The organism is Halopseudomonas sabulinigri (assembly GCF_900105255.1).
Taxonomy (GTDB): Bacteria; Pseudomonadota; Gammaproteobacteria; order Pseudomonadales; family Pseudomonadaceae; genus Halopseudomonas; species Halopseudomonas sabulinigri.
Map to the genome: position 1 here is coordinate 660,432 of NZ_LT629763.1, position 16,505 is coordinate 676,936.

Annotated in this window: 12 protein-coding genes and 3 tRNA genes; 5 read left to right on the top strand and 10 right to left on the bottom strand. The window is 59.2% G+C overall.

The window, feature by feature from the left end; translation table 11 throughout:
* Nucleotides 1–26: 26 nt before the first annotated feature.
* Together gorA and BLU26_RS02875 are read right to left on the bottom strand one after the other, a co-directional pair.
* Nucleotides 27–1,391, bottom strand: a complete 1,365-nt coding sequence (gorA, locus tag BLU26_RS02870; RefSeq protein WP_092283677.1) for a glutathione-disulfide reductase — start codon at nucleotides 1,389–1,391, stop codon at nucleotides 27–29.
* Nucleotides 1,392–1,466: 75 nt separating this feature from the next.
* Entirely contained in the window at nucleotides 1,467–2,825 is a 1,359-nt protein-coding gene (locus BLU26_RS02875) for a UDP-glucose dehydrogenase family protein (RefSeq protein ID WP_092283679.1), read from the bottom strand.
* Between the two features lie 162 nt (nucleotides 2,826–2,987).
* Between BLU26_RS02875 and BLU26_RS02880 the strand changes: the two genes are divergently transcribed.
* Both BLU26_RS02880 and BLU26_RS02885 read left to right on the top strand, forming a co-directional pair.
* Nucleotides 2,988–3,887: an AraC family transcriptional regulator gene (locus tag BLU26_RS02880; protein WP_197674526.1), complete on the top strand. Its 900-nt coding sequence runs from the start codon at nucleotides 2,988–2,990 to the stop codon at nucleotides 3,885–3,887.
* Between the two features lie 136 nt (nucleotides 3,888–4,023).
* The gene (locus tag BLU26_RS02885; RefSeq protein ID WP_092283683.1) at nucleotides 4,024–6,159 is read left to right on the top strand and encodes a TonB-dependent siderophore receptor; all 2,136 of its coding nucleotides are present in this window, start codon (nucleotides 4,024–4,026) and stop codon (nucleotides 6,157–6,159) included.
* A gap of 67 nt (nucleotides 6,160–6,226) precedes the next feature.
* Here the strand turns inward: BLU26_RS02885 and BLU26_RS18525 are convergent, their stop codons facing one another.
* The 7 genes from BLU26_RS18525 to uvrY form a co-directional block, all read right to left on the bottom strand.
* Entirely contained in the window at nucleotides 6,227–6,403 is a 177-nt protein-coding gene (locus tag BLU26_RS18525) for a hypothetical protein (protein ID WP_157719284.1), read from the bottom strand.
* Between the two features lie 227 nt (nucleotides 6,404–6,630).
* Nucleotides 6,631–6,717, bottom strand: a tRNA-Leu gene (locus BLU26_RS02890).
* A 20-nt stretch (nucleotides 6,718–6,737) separates the two neighbouring features.
* Nucleotides 6,738–6,811, bottom strand: a tRNA-Cys gene (locus BLU26_RS02895).
* A gap of 47 nt (nucleotides 6,812–6,858) precedes the next feature.
* Nucleotides 6,859–6,934: transfer RNA gene (locus tag BLU26_RS02900), tRNA-Gly, on the bottom strand.
* Between the two features lie 231 nt (nucleotides 6,935–7,165).
* A complete protein-coding gene (gene pgsA / locus BLU26_RS02905) occupies nucleotides 7,166–7,735 on the bottom strand; it encodes a CDP-diacylglycerol--glycerol-3-phosphate 3-phosphatidyltransferase (RefSeq protein ID WP_092283685.1) in 570 nt (189 codons plus the stop codon).
* 30 nt (nucleotides 7,736–7,765) lie between these two features.
* On the bottom strand, nucleotides 7,766–9,595 hold the full coding sequence (gene uvrC / locus BLU26_RS02910) for an excinuclease ABC subunit UvrC (protein ID WP_092283687.1): 1,830 nt from the start codon (nucleotides 9,593–9,595) through the stop codon (nucleotides 7,766–7,768).
* 2 nt (nucleotides 9,596–9,597) lie between these two features.
* Nucleotides 9,598–10,242: a UvrY/SirA/GacA family response regulator transcription factor gene (uvrY, locus tag BLU26_RS02915; RefSeq protein ID WP_092283689.1), complete on the bottom strand. Its 645-nt coding sequence runs from the start codon at nucleotides 10,240–10,242 to the stop codon at nucleotides 9,598–9,600.
* A gap of 317 nt (nucleotides 10,243–10,559) precedes the next feature.
* On the opposite strand from uvrY, the gene BLU26_RS02920 reads away from it, so the two are divergent.
* From BLU26_RS02920 to BLU26_RS02930, 3 genes are all read left to right on the top strand, one after another.
* Nucleotides 10,560–12,491: a putative nucleotidyltransferase substrate binding domain-containing protein gene (locus BLU26_RS02920; protein ID WP_092283691.1), complete on the top strand. Its 1,932-nt coding sequence runs from the start codon at nucleotides 10,560–10,562 to the stop codon at nucleotides 12,489–12,491.
* On the top strand, nucleotides 12,488–13,204 hold the full coding sequence (locus BLU26_RS02925) for a 3'-5' exonuclease (protein WP_092283693.1): 717 nt from the start codon (nucleotides 12,488–12,490) through the stop codon (nucleotides 13,202–13,204). Before BLU26_RS02920 ends, BLU26_RS02925 begins: the two co-directional genes overlap by 4 nt.
* 156 nt (nucleotides 13,205–13,360) lie before the next feature.
* Nucleotides 13,361–14,641 (top strand): OmpP1/FadL family transporter, encoded by a 1,281-nt coding sequence (locus BLU26_RS02930; RefSeq protein WP_092283695.1) that lies wholly within the window; start codon nucleotides 13,361–13,363, stop codon nucleotides 14,639–14,641.
* Nucleotides 14,642–14,726: 85 nt separating this feature from the next.
* On the opposite strand, the gene BLU26_RS02935 is transcribed toward BLU26_RS02930, so the two are convergent.
* A complete protein-coding gene (locus BLU26_RS02935) occupies nucleotides 14,727–16,496 on the bottom strand; it encodes a sodium:solute symporter family protein (RefSeq protein ID WP_092283697.1) in 1,770 nt (589 codons plus the stop codon).
* Nucleotides 16,497–16,505 lie beyond the last annotated feature (9 nt).

Sequence of the window (16,505 nt, forward strand, 5' to 3'; positions counted from 1 at the left end):
ACTTCACACTCCGCAGCGAACCGCGATCAGTCCTCGCGGGTGGGGGTGCGCATGGTAACAAACTCCTCGGCAGCGGTGGGATGAATGCCCAATGTGGCATCAAAAACCGCCTTGGTCGCGCCAGCTTTAACTGCCACCGCCAGGCCCTGCAGAATCTCGCCGGCATCCGGCCCGATCATGTGAATACCCAAAATACGATCACTTTGCTGATCGACCACCAGCTTCATGAAGCTCTGCTCGCTGCGGCCGGCCAGGGTGTTGCGCATGGCCCGAAAGCGGCTCTCAAAGATACGCAGCTTGTGCCCGGCTGCCCGCGCATCTTCTTCACTCAAGCCCAATGTGGCGATATTCGGGATACAGAACACCGCAGTCGGGATGTCGTTGTAATCAACCGGCACGTACTCGTCGGGCTTGTACAGTCGCCGTGCCAGCGCCATGCCTTCGGCGAGCGCAACGGGTGTGAGCTGCAGGGTATCGGTCACATCGCCGATCGCATAGATAGATGGCTCGGTGGTCTGGTAGTCCGTATCGACCGCGATGAAACCCTTGTCGTCCAATGTCACCGCGGTGTTTTCCAGCCCAAGCCCGTCCAGGTGCGGACGGCGGCCGGTAGCGTACAACACCAGGTCGGTTGCAATGGTTTCACCGTTGTTCAGGGTGACTTTCAGGCTGCCGTCCGCCTGCTTGTCGATGCGCTCCACATCGGCATTGAAGGTCAACTCCAGACCTTTATTGCCAAGGGTCTGCGCCATATGTTCGCGAATGCCCCGATCAAAGCCGCGCAGGAACAGGTCGCCGCGGTACAACAGCCGAGACTCGCAGCCAAGCCCCTCGAAAATGCAGGCGAACTCGACCGCGATGTAACCACCACCCACCACCAGCGTGCGCTTGGGTAAGGCATCCAGGAAGAAGGCCTCATTCGAGCTGATTACGTGCTCACGCCCCGGAAATTCCGGGATGAACGGCCAGCCACCGGTAGCGATGAGAATCCGCTCGGCACTGTAGGTGGTCTCCCCCACCACCACGTGGTGAGCATCCTGCAGACGCGCGCGTCCGTTGATCAAGCTAACGCCGGCGGAAGTCAGCAGGTTGTGATAGATCCCGTTCAGGCGAGTGATTTCCTGATTCTTGTTCTCCAGCAGGCGTGCCCAGGTAAAATCGGGGCTGGCGATATCCCAGCCAAAGCCCGCTGCGTCGGCAATATCCTCGGCAAAGTGCGCGGCATAGGCAAACAGCTTTTTGGGTACACAACCCACATTGACGCAAGTGCCGCCCAGGTAGCGGTCCTCAGCCACCGCCACGCGGGCACCGAAGCCGGCGGCCATTCGGCTGGCACGCACACCGCCAGACCCGGCGCCAATCACAAAGAGATCAAAATCGTAGTCGGACATACTCGCCTTTTCGCTGTGGAGTGAGGTCTCCAGCATACCGCAAAGACGTCGACGCGTGGCAGCCGCCTCTGCCCTTCAACCAGCCCGGCGCAAGGCAGGCAGCTGAGGCCGGCTGGCCGGGCGGCCTACCCCGTGATAGGCAAAGCCGGCGCGCTCAACCTGCTGAGGGTCGTACTGATTGCGGCCATCCAACAGCAGCGGCCGACGCATCAAGGTGCGCATCAGCGCAAAATCCGGTTGCCTGAACTGTTTCCACTCGGTTACCAGTACCAGGGCGTCGGCGTTGTTCAATACGGCGTAAGGCGCGTCGCCCAGTGCCAGTTGACCCTCAGCCACCGCTCGCGCATAGCACCGTGCGATGTTATCGGCGGCGATGGGGTCAAAAGCCTGGATTCGCGCGCCGGTAGCCAACAGGGACTCTATCAGCACACGGCTGGGTGCATCGCGAATATCATCCGTGCCCGGCTTGAATGCCAGGCCCCAGATTGCCACCGTCACGCCGCGCAGATCCTGCCCCAGGCTTCGCTGTAAACAGCGGAACAGCCACTCCTTCTGTAATTGGTTGCGCGCCTCTACGGCTTCCAGAATGGGCATGCGTGTGCCCTGGGTTTCTGCCATGTGCAGCATCGCCCGTATGTCCTTGGGGAAACAGGAGCCACCGTAGCCACAACCGGCATATATAAAGTGATGACCAATGCGTTGATCGGCGCCGATACCTTTGCGCACTTGCTCGACATCCACGGCAAACTCATCGCAGAAAGCCGCCATCTCGTTTATGAAGGAAATCTTCGTGGCCAGAAAAGCGTTGGCAGCGTACTTGGTCATCTCGGCCGCACGGCGCGACATGAACATGATGCGGTCGTGGTTACGCACGAAGGGCTCATACAGTTGGTGCATGACGCGCTGCGAATGACGGTCGTCGGTACCGATAATGATCCGGTCCGGCCGCATGAAATCGTTCAACGCGTCGCCCTCCTTGAGAAACTCCGGGTTGCTCACCACACGGTGCTGCAGGCCAGCTGGAGTTCGATCCAGGATGGCTTGCACTCGGCAGGCGGTGCCGACCGGCGCAGTGGACTTGCAGACGACAATGGCTGGTTTGCTCAGATGCTCGGATAGCGCCTGTGCCACCGCCAGAATCTGCGAAACGTCTGCCGCGCCATCGCTGGCCGATGGCGTGCCCACGGCGATGAAGACGATCTCTGCGTCAGGCGCCGCTGCTGCCAGGCTACTGCTGAATGTCAGCCGGCCGCCAGCGATGTTGCTGTGCAGCAACGCTTCGATACCGGGCTCGAAAATCGGCGAAATACCCTTTTCAAGGGCGGCAATGCGCTCACCATTGCTGTCCACACAGGTGACACTATTGCCCATTTCGGCGAAACAGACCGCCGTTACCAGCCCAACGTAGCCACAGCCAATGACGCAGATTTGCATGATGCGCTCTCCTGTTGTCTTGACTCCGATTGCGCCAGCGCGGCGTGACCATGAAATGACCAAAAGGTGAAAGCTTTATGAATGCGCTCAAATGCGAATGACTTGTATTTGCTGCGATATCGGGTATCGTGGCTGCATTCCGCGAGCACGAGCCGTACTACCTTGCAAACCTCCTCCGACCAGCGACTGACGCGCATTGAGCGCGTGCTCAGTTACATTCACTGCCACCTGGACGATGCCCTGTCGGTGGAAAATCTGGCAGCGCAAAGCTGCTGGTCGCGCTGGCAGTTTCAACGGGTGTTCACCGCAGCCACCGGCTTTACCGTGGCGCAATACATTCGTCAGTTGCGCCTGAGCCGCGCGGCAGAAATGCTGATCAGCACGCCGCAGCGGCAGCTGGATATCGCGCTCAGCTGTGGCTTCGAGACCGAGATCAGCTTCAGCCGCAGCTTTCGTCAGATGTTTGGCTGTGCACCGGGTACCTACCGCCAGCGCGGCAAGCGTACCGGTATGCTGGCCTCGATCAATCTGCAGGATGCGCCGCGGCTGCCGCCTGCAATGCACAAACCCATGCTGTCGATCAGGGTCGAAAACCGGCCGGCGTTCGAGACTGTTGGCATCAGTGCGCCGGTCAGTGGACTGTTTGCTGATTCGCCGGACTTTGCCACCAGCGTACCGGCACTCTGGGGTGAGCTGCTTGGCCGCGCCCGCGCTGCGCAGCTGGATTTAAGCTCGCTGACGCTGCTGGGTGTGCTGGACCTTACCCACGCGGAGGCGAATCAGGGCCGCTTCCCCTACTGGGCATGCCTTGAGCCCGGCGTGTCGGGCATTGCCGATGGCTTTCGTGTGCTGCAGGTGCCGGCACAGGAGTACGCCGTAATCCCCTATCACGGCCCGCTGGAAGGCCTGCAGAACGTACTGGAGTGGTTTATTCGCCATTGGTTGCCTGAATCCGGCTACCGTGGCGTCAACGGATTCGATCTCGAAATATACGACCAGCGTTTTCGCGCCGGCCATGTGGAGAGCTACATGGAGTACTGGGTGCCGATCAAACCGCGCTAGCCCGCCTCTGCTCACCCCTCGAAACAGAGCCTCTGGCCCTGTGCCATGCACCAAATTGTTAAGTCGCGTTCCGCGCTCGAAGATAAAATAGAATCATTATCATTTATCTCGACATCTAAACCTGCTCGGAGCCGCAATGAACGTGCAACCTCTTTTCCGCCATACCCTCCTTGCTACGGCTATCGCCAGCGCATCGTATTTCCCTACGGCCCAGGCTCAGCAAGAGGTACAAGAGCAGCAGCTCGACAGCATGACTGTCTATGGCAGTACCTACCGTAATACCGCGACCAAAACGCAGCTGAGCCCCGAGGAAACGCCCCAGGGTATTTCGGTGATTGACGAGCAGGCGCTGGAGGCACGTGACGCCGACAGTGTTGCCGAAGCGCTGCGTTACACCCCGGGCGTCAACACCGAGCTGCGCGGTGGCGCCGTCAGCCGGCTGGATCTGTTCAATATCCGCGGTTTCATCAACTACCAGAATTTTTACGATGGGCTGCCCCTGCTGTACAACGACTGGAACCTGCAGACGCAGATCGACATGCAGGCCGTGCAACAGGTAGAAGTCTTCAAGGGCCCTACTTCGTCGCTGTATGGCGCCATGCCGCCGGGCGGTATGGTCAACCTGATCAGCAAAAAACCGCTGCCGGACGCCTACAACAGCGTCGAGCTCAGTGTGGGCACTAACAAGCTAAAGGAAGTCACCTTCGACTCTGCAGGACAGCTGGGCAGCTCCGACTTGACCTATCGCTTCAATGGTCTGGCCAACAGCAGCGATGGTCAGGCCGAAACCTCGGAAAACGAGCGTCTGATGCTGGCTCCGTCGGTTGACTGGCAAATGTCCGACGATACCCTGATCAACCTGAACGCCTACTATCAGAAAGACCCGGACATGGGCATCTACACCACACTGCCCGCCCAGGGACTGTTTCAGGACAATATCAATGGTGACCTCGATGAGGATGCCTACAGCGGCGACGCCGATTGGAATACCTACGAACGTGAAGTGCTGATGCTCGGCTACAAGATCGACCACCAGATCAGCGACAACTGGAACTTCCTGCAGAACTTCCGTTACCAGCACGGCGATGCCTACCAGGAAAATACCTACACCACCGGACTGGCGGCAGATCAGCGCACCCTTGGGCGCCGCGCCTATCTGACCGATGAGACCACCGAAGGCTTCGCCGTGGATAATCAGTTGTCCGGCATCGTGATAACCGGCGCGGCCGAGCATAACCTGCTGCTGGGCGTGGATTACACCAAGATGGAGAGCGATATTGGCTATGAAGACGCCGCTGCGCCGTCCATTGATATCTACAACCCGGATCATCACCAGATTGTTGGCAGCGCACTGGACTTTGCTGCGTCCGGGTACAGCAGCCAATTTACCCTCGAAAAAGAACAGATCGGCGTCTACTTCCAGGATCAGCTGCGCATTGGCCAGTGGGTGCTGATCGCCGGCGGCCGCTACGACACTTTTGAGTCCCGCGAGCACGGCCTTCAGTACGGCGCCAACGTAGATGGCAAGATAGACCAGAACAACACCTCTTGGCGCGCCGGTGCGCTCTACGAGTTCAGCAACGGGCTGTCACCCTTCATCAGCTACGCCGAGAGCTTCGAGCCGGTTGGAGGGCTCGACCGTCTGGGACAAACCTATGAGCCCTCTACCGCCAAGCAGTGGGAAACCGGTATCAAGTACAGTACGCCGAACAAGCAGACCACCGGCTCGATTGCGCTATACCGTATCGACAAGGAAAACGTGCTCACCCGCGACCCCAACGGCACGCCCTATGACAAGATTCAGGCCGGTGAGGTGCGCTCCCAGGGGATTGAACTCGAAGCCCGCAGTCAGCTCACCCGCAACCTGAATCTGATGGCCAGTTACAACTATCAGGATGTGGAAGTCACCAAAGACAACAGTGGGCTGCAGGGCAAGACCCCGGTCTGGGTACCCGATCAAACCTTCTCTACCTGGGCCAGTTACGACGTGTTCAACGGCCCGCTGGCCGGCCTGACCCTGGGCGGCGGTGTGCGCTACATCGGGGAAGCGGAGCTGGATGCGCTCAACTCCGATACGGTACCCTCGGCGACCCTGGTGGACGCCAGTATCGGTTATGACCTGAGCGGCTTGAGCAGCGCGATGGACGGCGCCAGCGTCAAACTGACGGCCAACAACCTGTTCAATGAGCGCTACTACAGTTGCTACGACGGACTGAACTGCTGGTTCGGTGCCGAGCGTAGTGTGCAGGCCAGCGTGCGTTACGACTTCTGAGCAGCCGCAACAGCCATCAGGGAGGCCTCAGCCTCCCTTTTTTATATCTGGCTTTTGGCCGACTCGCTCAAGCCAGGTGCAGCATCTTCGGAATATGGTAGAAAACCAACCCCAGCATGCAGGCAGCCCCCACCCAGAGCAAGCCGATACCCGAGGCATTATCGCGTCGGGAAAAACCGGCACAGATAAACAGCACGCCCACCGAGAAAATAGCCAGACTGGCCCAAAACAACTCGTGCTCCATGCCTCAACTCCCTGCGCTGCCAGACCGCCCCTGCATTGGAGCAGCTAACTGCAGTATAGAATCAATTTGTTACACAGGAACAGACGGATGGCCACGCGCAGATTTCAGGCACAGTAACGCGTACAGGCAAGGCAATGGAAAGGCAATCTAGGCAGTACGGCAGAACAGAAAGGATATTTTGCGCAAAGCGCCGAGGCTAGCAGACTGGCTCAAACCCGCATGGTAATTGGTGCCCGGAGCCGGGGTCGAACCGGCACGATCTTACGATCGAGGGATTTTAAGTCCCTTGCGTCTACCAATTTCGCCATCCGGGCTAGCGAAAGAAACGTAAAGATGGAGGCCGAGGTCGGAATCGAACCGGCGTACACGGATTTGCAATCCGCTGCATGACCACTCTGCCACCCGGCCTCATAAGGGGACTATCGCGCTGTGGATGACGTCAGCGCAACAAAAACTGGAGCGGGAAACGAGACTCGAACTCGCGACCCCGACCTTGGCAAGGTCGTGCTCTACCAACTGAGCTATTCCCGCAAATTTACATCTACTACAACTGACCCACCGGGTCGCGAAACCTCGCGAAGCTATGCGCCCCACCCCGACCTCGGAAGGTCGTGCTCTAACAATGAGCAGTCTCGCAAATACTTCTTGCTCTTTCCGCTGAAGATACAACCGGTTGCTCTCCGGCTCTAGCGCTTCCAGCGTTGGAACGGCGCTCATTCTATCTCGCTGCGCCATCCTGTCAAGTTATTGATTCAAAAAAAGTTATTTGTTGCTATTTTGATCAGCGTCCGGGCGCAGGTGGGGCCACGCAGCGCGCAGGTAAACCGCCATCGACCATAGCGTCAGCGCTGCCGACAACGCCAGCAGAACGTACCCCAGCACCACCCAGCCGGTGATCAGGGGCGGATTGGCCAACAGCACCACGAGTGCCACCATCTGCAACGCGGTTTTGTATTTGCCCAGTTGGGATACCGCCACCTGGGCGCGGGCGCCCATTTCAGCCATCCACTCGCGCAGGGCTGAGATGACCAGTTCGCGGCCAATGATGATAGCCGCAGGTGCGGTGACCCAGAAGTTGGCGTGATGCTGTACCAGTAGCACCAGCGCGATCACTACCATCAACTTATCGGCGACAGGGTCAAGAAAGGCGCCAAAGGGGGTGCTCTGTTGCAGCTTGCGCGCCAGGTAACCATCAAGCCAGTCAGTAACGGCGGCCAGCGTGAAAACCAGGGCCGCCGCAACATAGCTCCAGTGATACGGCATGTAGAACAACAGGATAAAAATCGGGATAAGCCCGACCCGTATCAGCGTCAGGATGTTTGGAATATTCATGTAGTGGGCTGCCTCGTCTAAGCGGGCATTCTAATCGCTATGCAGGGCTGCATAAATCTGTTCCGCAAGTTTTTTACTGACGCCTGGTACTTTGGCCACTTCTGCGGCGCTGGCGCGCTTGAGTTCCTGTAGTCCGCCAAAGTGCTTGAGCAGCTCCCTGCGACGCTTTGGCCCCACACCGGCGATGCCCTCCAGCGAGGAGGTAGTGCGCGCTTTGCCGCGCCGGGCGCGGTGACCGGTAATGGCAAAGCGGTGCGCTTCATCGCGGATATGCTGTATCAGATGCAGCGCCGGAGAATGCCCGGGCAGCACAAGCTCGTTGTGCGGGTCGTTGAGAAACAGCGTTTCCATACCGGCTTTACGGGTAACGCCCTTGGCGACGCCAAGCAATGTCAGGTCGTGGATCGCCAGTTCCTGCATCACTTCCATGGCCATTTTCATCTGCCCTTTGCCGCCGTCGACCAGCAGGATATCCGGCATCTTGCCCTCGCCTTCCTGAATCCGGCCGAAACGCCGTAACAGCGCCTGACGCATCGCGGCGTAATCATCACCGGCGGTGACGCCTTCGATGTTAAAACGCCGATAGTCACTCTTCAGCGGCCCCTCGGGGCCAAATACCACGCAGGACGCGACCGTCGCTTCACCACTGGAATGGCTGATGTCGTAACATTCAAGCCGCGTCGGCACTTCATCCAGGCTGAGCGCCTCCTGCAGTGATTCAAACCGCGCCTGAATATGCTGCCGGTTGGCCAGCAGACTGGCCAGCGACTGCTCGGCGTTGCTGTGTGCCAGCTCCAGCCAGCGTTTGCGGTTGCCGCGGACCCGGTGGCTGATTTGCAGGTTGCTACCGCGCGTCTGGCTCAAGGCCTGGGCAATGACGGCAAAGTCCTCGTGCTCGGCGTTGACGATGATCTCTGCCGGCACCTCGCGCTCTGCAGTACCCAGATAATACTGCGGCAGGAATGCCGCCAGGACTTCCCCGGCGTCCTGTTCAATGGGTACACGCGGGAAGTGGTTTTTGGTGCCCAGCACGCGGCCCTGGCGCACCATGACCACGTGCACGCAGGCGCCGCCGGGGGTAACCACCGCCGCGACAATATCCACATCGCCCTGCTCGGTATCCATGCTCTGTTGGTCCTGCACCCGCCGTAGCAGCGCAATCTGGTCGCGCAGTTCGGCGGCACGCTCGAAGTTCAGCTCACTGGAAGCCTGCTCCATGGCTTCATTCAGCTCGGTGGCCAGCGCGTTGCTTCGGCCTTCCAGGAACATTACCGAATGGCGCACGTCTTCGGCGTACTCGGCCTCGTCCACCAGCCCCACGCAGGGCGCCTTGCAGCGCTTGATCTGATATTGCAGGCAGGGCCGTGTGCGATTGCGGTAATAGCTGTCCTCGCACTGGCGCACCATGAACGTTTTCTGTAGCAGGCTGAGGCTTTCGCGAATCGCGCCGGCGCTCGGATAAGGTCCAAAGTAACGACCCTTCGCCCGCTTGGCTCCGCGATGCAGCCCCAGCCGTGGAAAGTCATCATTACTGGAGAGAAAGACGTAGGGGTAGGACTTATCATCGCGCAGCAGGATATTGTACGGCGGGCGGTTGTTCTTGATCAGGCTCTGTTCAAGCAACAGCGCCTCGGTCTCATTGGCCGTTATGGTGGTATCGATCTGCGCAATGCGCGCCACCAGCGCTTCAGTTTTCGGGCTCAGCCCGGTCTTGCGAAAATAGCTGGCGAGACGCTTTTTCAGACTCTTCGCCTTACCCACGTACAGCAGCTCACCCTGCGCATCGAACATTCGATAAACGCCGGGCTTGTTGCTGGCCGTTGCCAGAAACGCCTTGGGATCAAAGATGACGTCGGGCATGCTCACTGGTGCAGGGTGTCAACCATGCCGTTGCGCACTGCCAGCAGCGTCAGCTCCACGTCGCTGGTCACCCCAAGCTTCTCGAATATCCGGTAGCGGTAGGTGTTGACGGTCTTGGGGCTGAGGCAGAGTTTGTCAGAGATGCTGTTGACCTTCTCGCACCCCACGATCATCAGTGCGATCTGAATTTCACGTTCGGACAGGCAGTCAAAGGGTGACTCGCCGCCAGGGTTTAGATGTTTGAGCACCAGCAGCTGAGCGATATTCGGGCTGATATAGCGTTGCCCGGAATGCACTTGCCGGATAGCTGCGACCATTTCTTCCAGCGCAGCCCCCTTGGTAACGTATCCAGCGGCACCCGCTTGCATCAAGCGCGAAGGGAATGGTTCTTCATTGCAGACCGTCACCGCGATGACCTTGATGTGCTTGTCATGCTGAACCAGTTTGCGCGTTGCCTCAAGGCCGCCGATACCCGGCATGCGTACGTCCATCAGGACCACGTCCGGGCGCAGCGCGCGGGCTTGCGTTACGGCTGTTTCGCCACTATCTGCCTCGCCAACCACGGTAAGGCCGGGTACATCACCCAGCATCCGACTGATGCCCATGCGAACCAGGTCATGGTCATCAACCACCAGTACCTTGATCAAGTCCCACCCCTTGCGCAGAAAACCGTACGTTATTATTCCATCGCATTGTTGCGATGGCGGCATCCTAGCTCATTGCCTTTTCTATAATAGTAGGCGTCGGGAGACGTGCTTTGAACGGCGAAATCAAAAAGCTGTCCGAACGCGATATTGCAGCCGCCACAATAGCAAAACGGCCCGGCAGATGAAACAGCGCGGCGCACGCCCTGAGGGCACAGTGGCAGAATATTCCAGGCGCCGCCATCCCCAGACTTAGGTAGCATGGGCAGGCAATCCTCAGCGCTGCAAACTGGCGTTATACAACAAACAGGTTGGCCGAGATGACCCGAGAAGACCGCTTCGCGGCGGCCGGCAAGACCGCCGTGATGCAGAACGTACACGGCACCGTCAGTTTTTTGCTGGCCTACCCGCCTTTCAACCTGATGGAGCATGCACACCTCGCCTGGCTGGTAGAGCATGCCCAACTGCGCTTTTATGCCGCGGGGGAGCAGATACTGCACCCCCAGGATGGACCGGCGCAGCAGTTCTTTATCGTCAAGCAGGGGCTGATCCGTGGCGAGCGGCTGATTGCCGGGCAGCCGGTTCCGGACACCACCTTTGAGATCAGCGCCGGCGAGTGTTTTCCGCTGGCCGCACTGATCGGTGAGCGCGCTACCCGGACCGTGCATCTGGCGGGGGAAGACACCTTCTGCCTGACCATCAGCCGCGACGACTTTGTCAGCCTGTTCCGTCGTTCCTTACCCTTCCGTGACTTTGCCTTGCGTGGCGTCAGCAGCCTGCTGGATCAGGTCAATCAGCAGGCGCAGCAGCAGGCCAGCGAAAGCCTGGGCTCGCATTACTCGCTGGATGCCGAGCTGGCCGAGCTTTCCGGCCGGGCGCCTGTCACCTGTGCGGCCGACACGCCGATACGGGCCGCCGTAAAACTGATGCATCAGGCCAGTGTGGGCAGCATTGTGATTACCGATGCCCAGCAGGCGCCGCTGGGCATTTTCACCTTGCGCGACCTGCGCGGCCTGATCGCCGACGCCAGTGGAGATCTTGAGCAGCCGATCAGTCAGGTGATGACGCCCAATCCCAGTTACCTGCCCTCCTCGGCCAGCGCTTTTGATGCGGCTATTGCCATGACCAGCGAGCATATTGCGCATATCTGTCTGGTAGATGGCGGGCGGCTGACCGGCGTGGTCTCCGAGCGTGATCTGTTTTCCCTGCAGCGCGTGGACCTAGTGCACATGGCGCGCACCCTGCGCGAAGCGCCCCGCCTGGAGAGCCTGATCGCGCTACGCAGCGACATCCGCCGCCTGGTCGACAGCATGCTGGCGCACGGCGCCTCATCCACTCAGGTTACCCGCATCATTACCCTGCTGAACGATCACAGCGTAAGACGGGTTATCGAGCTCTGCCTGCAGCAGCACGACCCGGGCATTGAGTTCAGCTGGCTGTGTTTTGGCAGCGAAGGTCGGCAGGAGCAAACGTTACACACCGATCAGGATAACGGCATTCTGTTTGTCGCTGAGGGCCCGCATCAGGCCGATCAGGCCCGTGAACGGCTGCTGCCGGTGGCGCAGTGGATCAACCAGGCGCTCGCCAAGTGTGGCTTTACCCTGTGCAAGGGCAACATCATGGCGGGCAACCCGCAGCTGTGCCTGTCGGCGAGTGAATGGGCTGCACGCTTTGAGCGCATGATCAACAGCACAACGCCGCAAAATCTGCTGGCGTCGTCGATCTATTTCGATTTTCGCGTGGTCTGGGGTAAGGCGGATGCCGCGGAGCGCATGTTCCAGAGCGTACTCAAGCGCATTGCCAGTAACACACTATTTCAACAACAAATGGCGCAGAATGCGCTGCTGCATCGCCCGCCCATCGGGCGGCTGCGCGAATTCATTCTGGCTCGCAGTGGCAGCGAAAAGGATACGCTCGACCTCAAGGTGCAGGGCCTTGGCCCCTTTGTGGACGGTGCGCGCCTGTTGGCACTGGCCAATGGCATCACCGCCAGCAATACGCTCACACGGCTGCAGATGCTGCGCGATGCCGGCGTCATTGAACCGCTCGATGCCGACGCCTATGTCGAGGCCTATCAGTTCATTCAACTGGTACGCATGCAGCAGCACCAACTGCAGGACGCCGACGGCAAAGCCTTCAGTAACCGCATTGATCCCGACCAATTGAATCATCTGGATCGGCGCATCCTGCGCGAGTCCTTTCGCCAGGCCAAACGCCTGCAGGCCAGCCTGGCGCTGAGGTACAACCTGTGAACCCACTGGACTGGCTGGCCCGGCGCCCAACTCAGACGCTGAGCGCTGCGCAGCAGCAGCGTTGCGCGCAGTTGCCCCAACCACAAGCGCTCGACGCCACACCACTGGGTGCAGCGCGGCTGGTGGTGGTGGACCTGGAAACCAGTGGCTTGAATGTGCACCGCGACCGCATTCTCTCGGTCGGCGCTGTGGTGATCAGGGACTACTGCATCGATCTGGGTAGCCAGTATGAGTGCACGCTATACCGCGAAGACCACAAGGTAACCGAATCCATTCTGATCCACGGCATCGCCCCCAGCGAGATCGCCCGGGGCGTGGACGCCGTCGACGCCCTGCTCGACTTCATGGACTTCGCTGGTGAGTGCGTCTTTGTCGCCTTCCACGCCGCGTTTGACCAGCGTATGTTGCTGCGCGGCTTGCGCCTGGATCTGGGTTACAAACTGCGTCACAAATTCATTGATGCCGCAGAACTGGCTCCCATGCTGTTCCCGGAGGCCAACTTGCCCCAAGGTAGCCTGGACGACTGGCAGGGTTACTTCCAACTGCGCAATAGCCAGCGGCACAACGCTGCAGCCGACGCGCTCGCCACCGCCGAAATAATGCTGATTCTGATGGCGCGAGCACGTAGCCAAGGCCTGCTCACCCTGGCCGAGCTGAAAAGCCGTTTGAGCCAGTGGCGCCGTCTGCGCCATGCGCGAGTTGGCAGTTTTTAATGGAACTTCGATCTTTCTCCGCAAACTAAGCTGATAAGTCCGACTTTAACCGCCATTTTGCTGCTTTTGTTGTCAGTCAAGTCTGGCACGAAAAGACAATGGCTGTTAATTTGCGCGCCCTTCCAATGACAACGCAACGCGCTGGAGTATCGCCAGATGAAAAAACACACCTGGATCAAGGGGACACTCGCCCTCGCGATTAGCGCCCTGACCCACCCCGCCTTCGCCAACGGGCTTACCATCAACGAACAGAGTGCCAGTGGTATGGGCACCGGTTTTGCCGGTCGTTCTTCCTCTGCTGAGGATGCCAGTACCCTGTTTGGCAACCCCGCCGGCATGTCGAAGCTGGACCGCGCCGAGGTCAGTGGTGGCTTGGCCGTTATCTCGGCTGAAACTGATATCAGCAACGCCAGTGGTACCTTTCCAGGCAGCAACGACGGCGACATGGTGCCAGTAGCGGCCGTGCCGTTTGGCTATTACGTCACGCCACTGAACGAAGACTGGCATTTCGGCGTTGGTGTTTACGCGCCCTTTGGCGTTATCAGCGATTATGAAGACAGCTTCCAGGGCCGCTACCACGGTGTCTACAGCAAGGTGCAGGTAGTAACGCTGCAACCTACCCTGAGTTACCAGGTGAATGACCGCGTAGCTATCGGCTTTGGCCCGACCATCAACAAGATTGACGGCAAGCTGACTAGTGCAGTACCCAACGCGTTGGCTCCCGGCGTAGGGCCAGACACTGACGTCAGCATCAAGGGTGACGACGTCGGCTACGGTTTCAATGCGGGCGTACTGGTAGACATTACCGACGCACTTGCCTGGGGGCTGACCTACCACTCCAAAGTGGATTACAAGCTGGAAGGCAGCACTCGCGTCAGCAATGCGCCGGTTATCCCGGTCCCCGGCATTCCCGACCTGAACGGTAGCTACGATGCCAGCCTGGACTTCACCTCACCGGAGTCAGTCGATACCTCGCTGACCTATCAGCTCGATGACTTCTGGACGCTTTACGCTGGTGCTACCTGGACGCGCTGGAGCCAACTGCAGGAAATTGTGGTTGAGAACAGCGGCGTACCCGCGCTCTATGCTGGCCAGTTAGGCACTGTGACAGAAGAGCTCAAGTGGAAGGACATCTGGTCGTTTGCCGTCGGTGCGGCCTATCAGGTCAACCCAAGCTGGGTGCTGCGTGCCGGCTTCACCGTCGATCCATCGCCAACCGATGACAACGACCGTACCGCGCGCATTCCGGTGTCTGACCGCAAGATCTTTTCGCTCGGTGCCGGTTGGGACATCAACCAGGACGTCACACTCGACATGGCCTATTCCTATCTCTACGAGAGCAAGGGCGAGGTCAACTACGACGACGCGCCAACCTACAACGCCGAATATCAGAACAGCGCCCATGGCCTCTCGGCCCAGCTGTCCTATCGTTTCTGATCGCGCATAAGAGCACGGACGCTGCATAAAAAACGCCCCGAACCAGTCGGGGCGTTTTTCGTTGCGTTGCTGACAACCTTGCTGCTTAGTGATCCACGGCAGCTCCGGCGCCACGGGGTACGCGGATGTCTTCAATCATGTGCTGGATGTGCTCCGGTGGTGCCTTGGTGAAGGACGCCACTGCAACCGATGCAATGAAGTTGAAGATCATACCCAGAGTACCAATGCCCTCGGGCGACACACCAAACCACCAATGCTCTGCCGTGTTCAACTCAGGGCTGATGAACTTGAAGAACACGATGTAGCTGAAGGTGAAGGTCAGACCTACCAGCATGCCGGCGATGGCCCCTTCCTTGTTCATCTTCTTGGAGAAAATCCCCATGACGATGACCGGGAAGAAGGATGCGGCTGCCAGGCCGAAGGCAAAGGCCACCACCTGGGCTACAAAGCCCGGAGGGTAAATCCCGAACAGACCGGCAATCGCGATCGCCACACCTGCGGCTACGCGCGCGGCCAGGAGTTCGCCTTTCTCGCTGATGTTGGGTGCAATGTTGCTCTTCAGCAGGTCATGCGAAATCGAGGTCGAGATCACCAACAGCAAGCCGGCAGCAGTCGACAGCGCAGCGGCCAAGCCACCGGCTGCAATCAGGGCGATTACCCAGCCCGGCAGGCCGGCAATCTCCGGGTTCGCTAGTACCATGATGTCGCGGTCAACATACAGCTCGGTTGCCGCATCCGTCGGTGCATTGCTGAGCAGGCGCTCACCGCTGACACCACGTTCGCCAGTGAAGCTCGGGTTGCCTACAAAGGGAGCGCCCGGGCCGTACTGAATCACACCATCGTTGTTCTTGTCCTGCCAGGCGATCAGCCCTGCATTTTCCCAGGTCTGCAACCAGGCGGGGACTTCCTCGTACTGCGCATCAACCACGGTATTGAGCAAATTGGTGCGGGCAAACGCGGCAACAGCCGGCGCTGTGGTATAGAGAATTGCAATGAACAGTAGCGCGTAACCTGCTGATTTACGTGCATCTCGTACGGTCGGAGTGGTGAAGAAGCGAACGATCACGTGGGGCAAGCCGGCGGTACCGACCATCAGCGCCATGGTAATGAAGAACACGTCCGTGGTCGACTTGGAGCCGTCGGTATAGGCCCCGAATCCAAGTTCCGCGCCTATGCCATCCAGACGCTCGATGACCGATTGCCCGGTCCCTATCACCTCGCTACCAAAGCCGAATTGCGGGATCGGGTTACCGGTGATCAGAATCGAAATGTAGATGGCCGGCACCATGTAGGCGAAGATCATCACGCAATACTGCGCAACCTGGGTGTAGGTAATGCCCTTCATGCCGCCCAATACCGCGTAGAAGAAGACGATCGCCATACCGATGATCACGCCGGTGGCGATGTCGACTTCCAGGTAACGTGAGAACACGATGCCCACGCCGCGCATCTGACCAGCCACATAGGTAAAGGAGATGAAGATCACGCAGATAACCGCCACCACTCGCGCAGTCTGCGAGTAGTAACGCTCACCGACGAAGTCCGGCACAGTGAACTTGCCGAACTTGCGCAGATAGGGCGCCAGACACATCGCCAGCAGCACGTAGCCACCGGTCCAGCCCATCAGATAAACGCTGCCGTCGTAGCCCGCGAACGCGATAATCCCGGCCATGGAGATGAAGGAGGCGGCAGACATCCAGTCAGCGCCCGTGGCCATGCCGTTGGCGATGGGGTGTACGCCTTTGCTGGCAACGTAGTACTCGCTGGTGCTGCCGGCACGAGACCAGAGTGCGATCCCTATGTAGAGCGCGAAGGTCGCCCCCACAAAGAGGTAAATCAAGGTTTGCGTATCCATTGCAGGACT

Bases quoted from the DNA above. Each gene is read 5' to 3' on its own strand.
- gorA (WP_092283677.1), bottom strand. From the start codon at position 1,391: ATGTCCGACTACGATTTTGATCTCTTTGTGATTGGCGCCGGGTCTGGC.
- BLU26_RS02875 (WP_092283679.1), bottom strand. From the start codon at position 2,825: ATGCAAATCTGCGTCATTGGCTGTGGCTACGTTGGGCTGGTAACGGCG.
- BLU26_RS02885 (WP_092283683.1), top strand. From the start codon at position 4,024: ATGAACGTGCAACCTCTTTTCCGCCATACCCTCCTTGCTACGGCTATC.
- BLU26_RS18525 (WP_157719284.1), bottom strand. From the start codon at position 6,403: ATGGAGCACGAGTTGTTTTGGGCCAGTCTGGCTATTTTCTCGGTGGGC.
- pgsA (WP_092283685.1), bottom strand. From the start codon at position 7,735: ATGAATATTCCAAACATCCTGACGCTGATACGGGTCGGGCTTATCCCG.
- uvrC (WP_092283687.1), bottom strand. From the start codon at position 9,595: ATGCCCGACGTCATCTTTGATCCCAAGGCGTTTCTGGCAACGGCCAGC.
- BLU26_RS02920 (WP_092283691.1), top strand. From the start codon at position 10,560: ATGACCCGAGAAGACCGCTTCGCGGCGGCCGGCAAGACCGCCGTGATG.
- BLU26_RS02930 (WP_092283695.1), top strand. From the start codon at position 13,361: ATGAAAAAACACACCTGGATCAAGGGGACACTCGCCCTCGCGATTAGC.
- BLU26_RS02935 (WP_092283697.1), bottom strand. From the start codon at position 16,496: ATGGATACGCAAACCTTGATTTACCTCTTTGTGGGGGCGACCTTCGCG.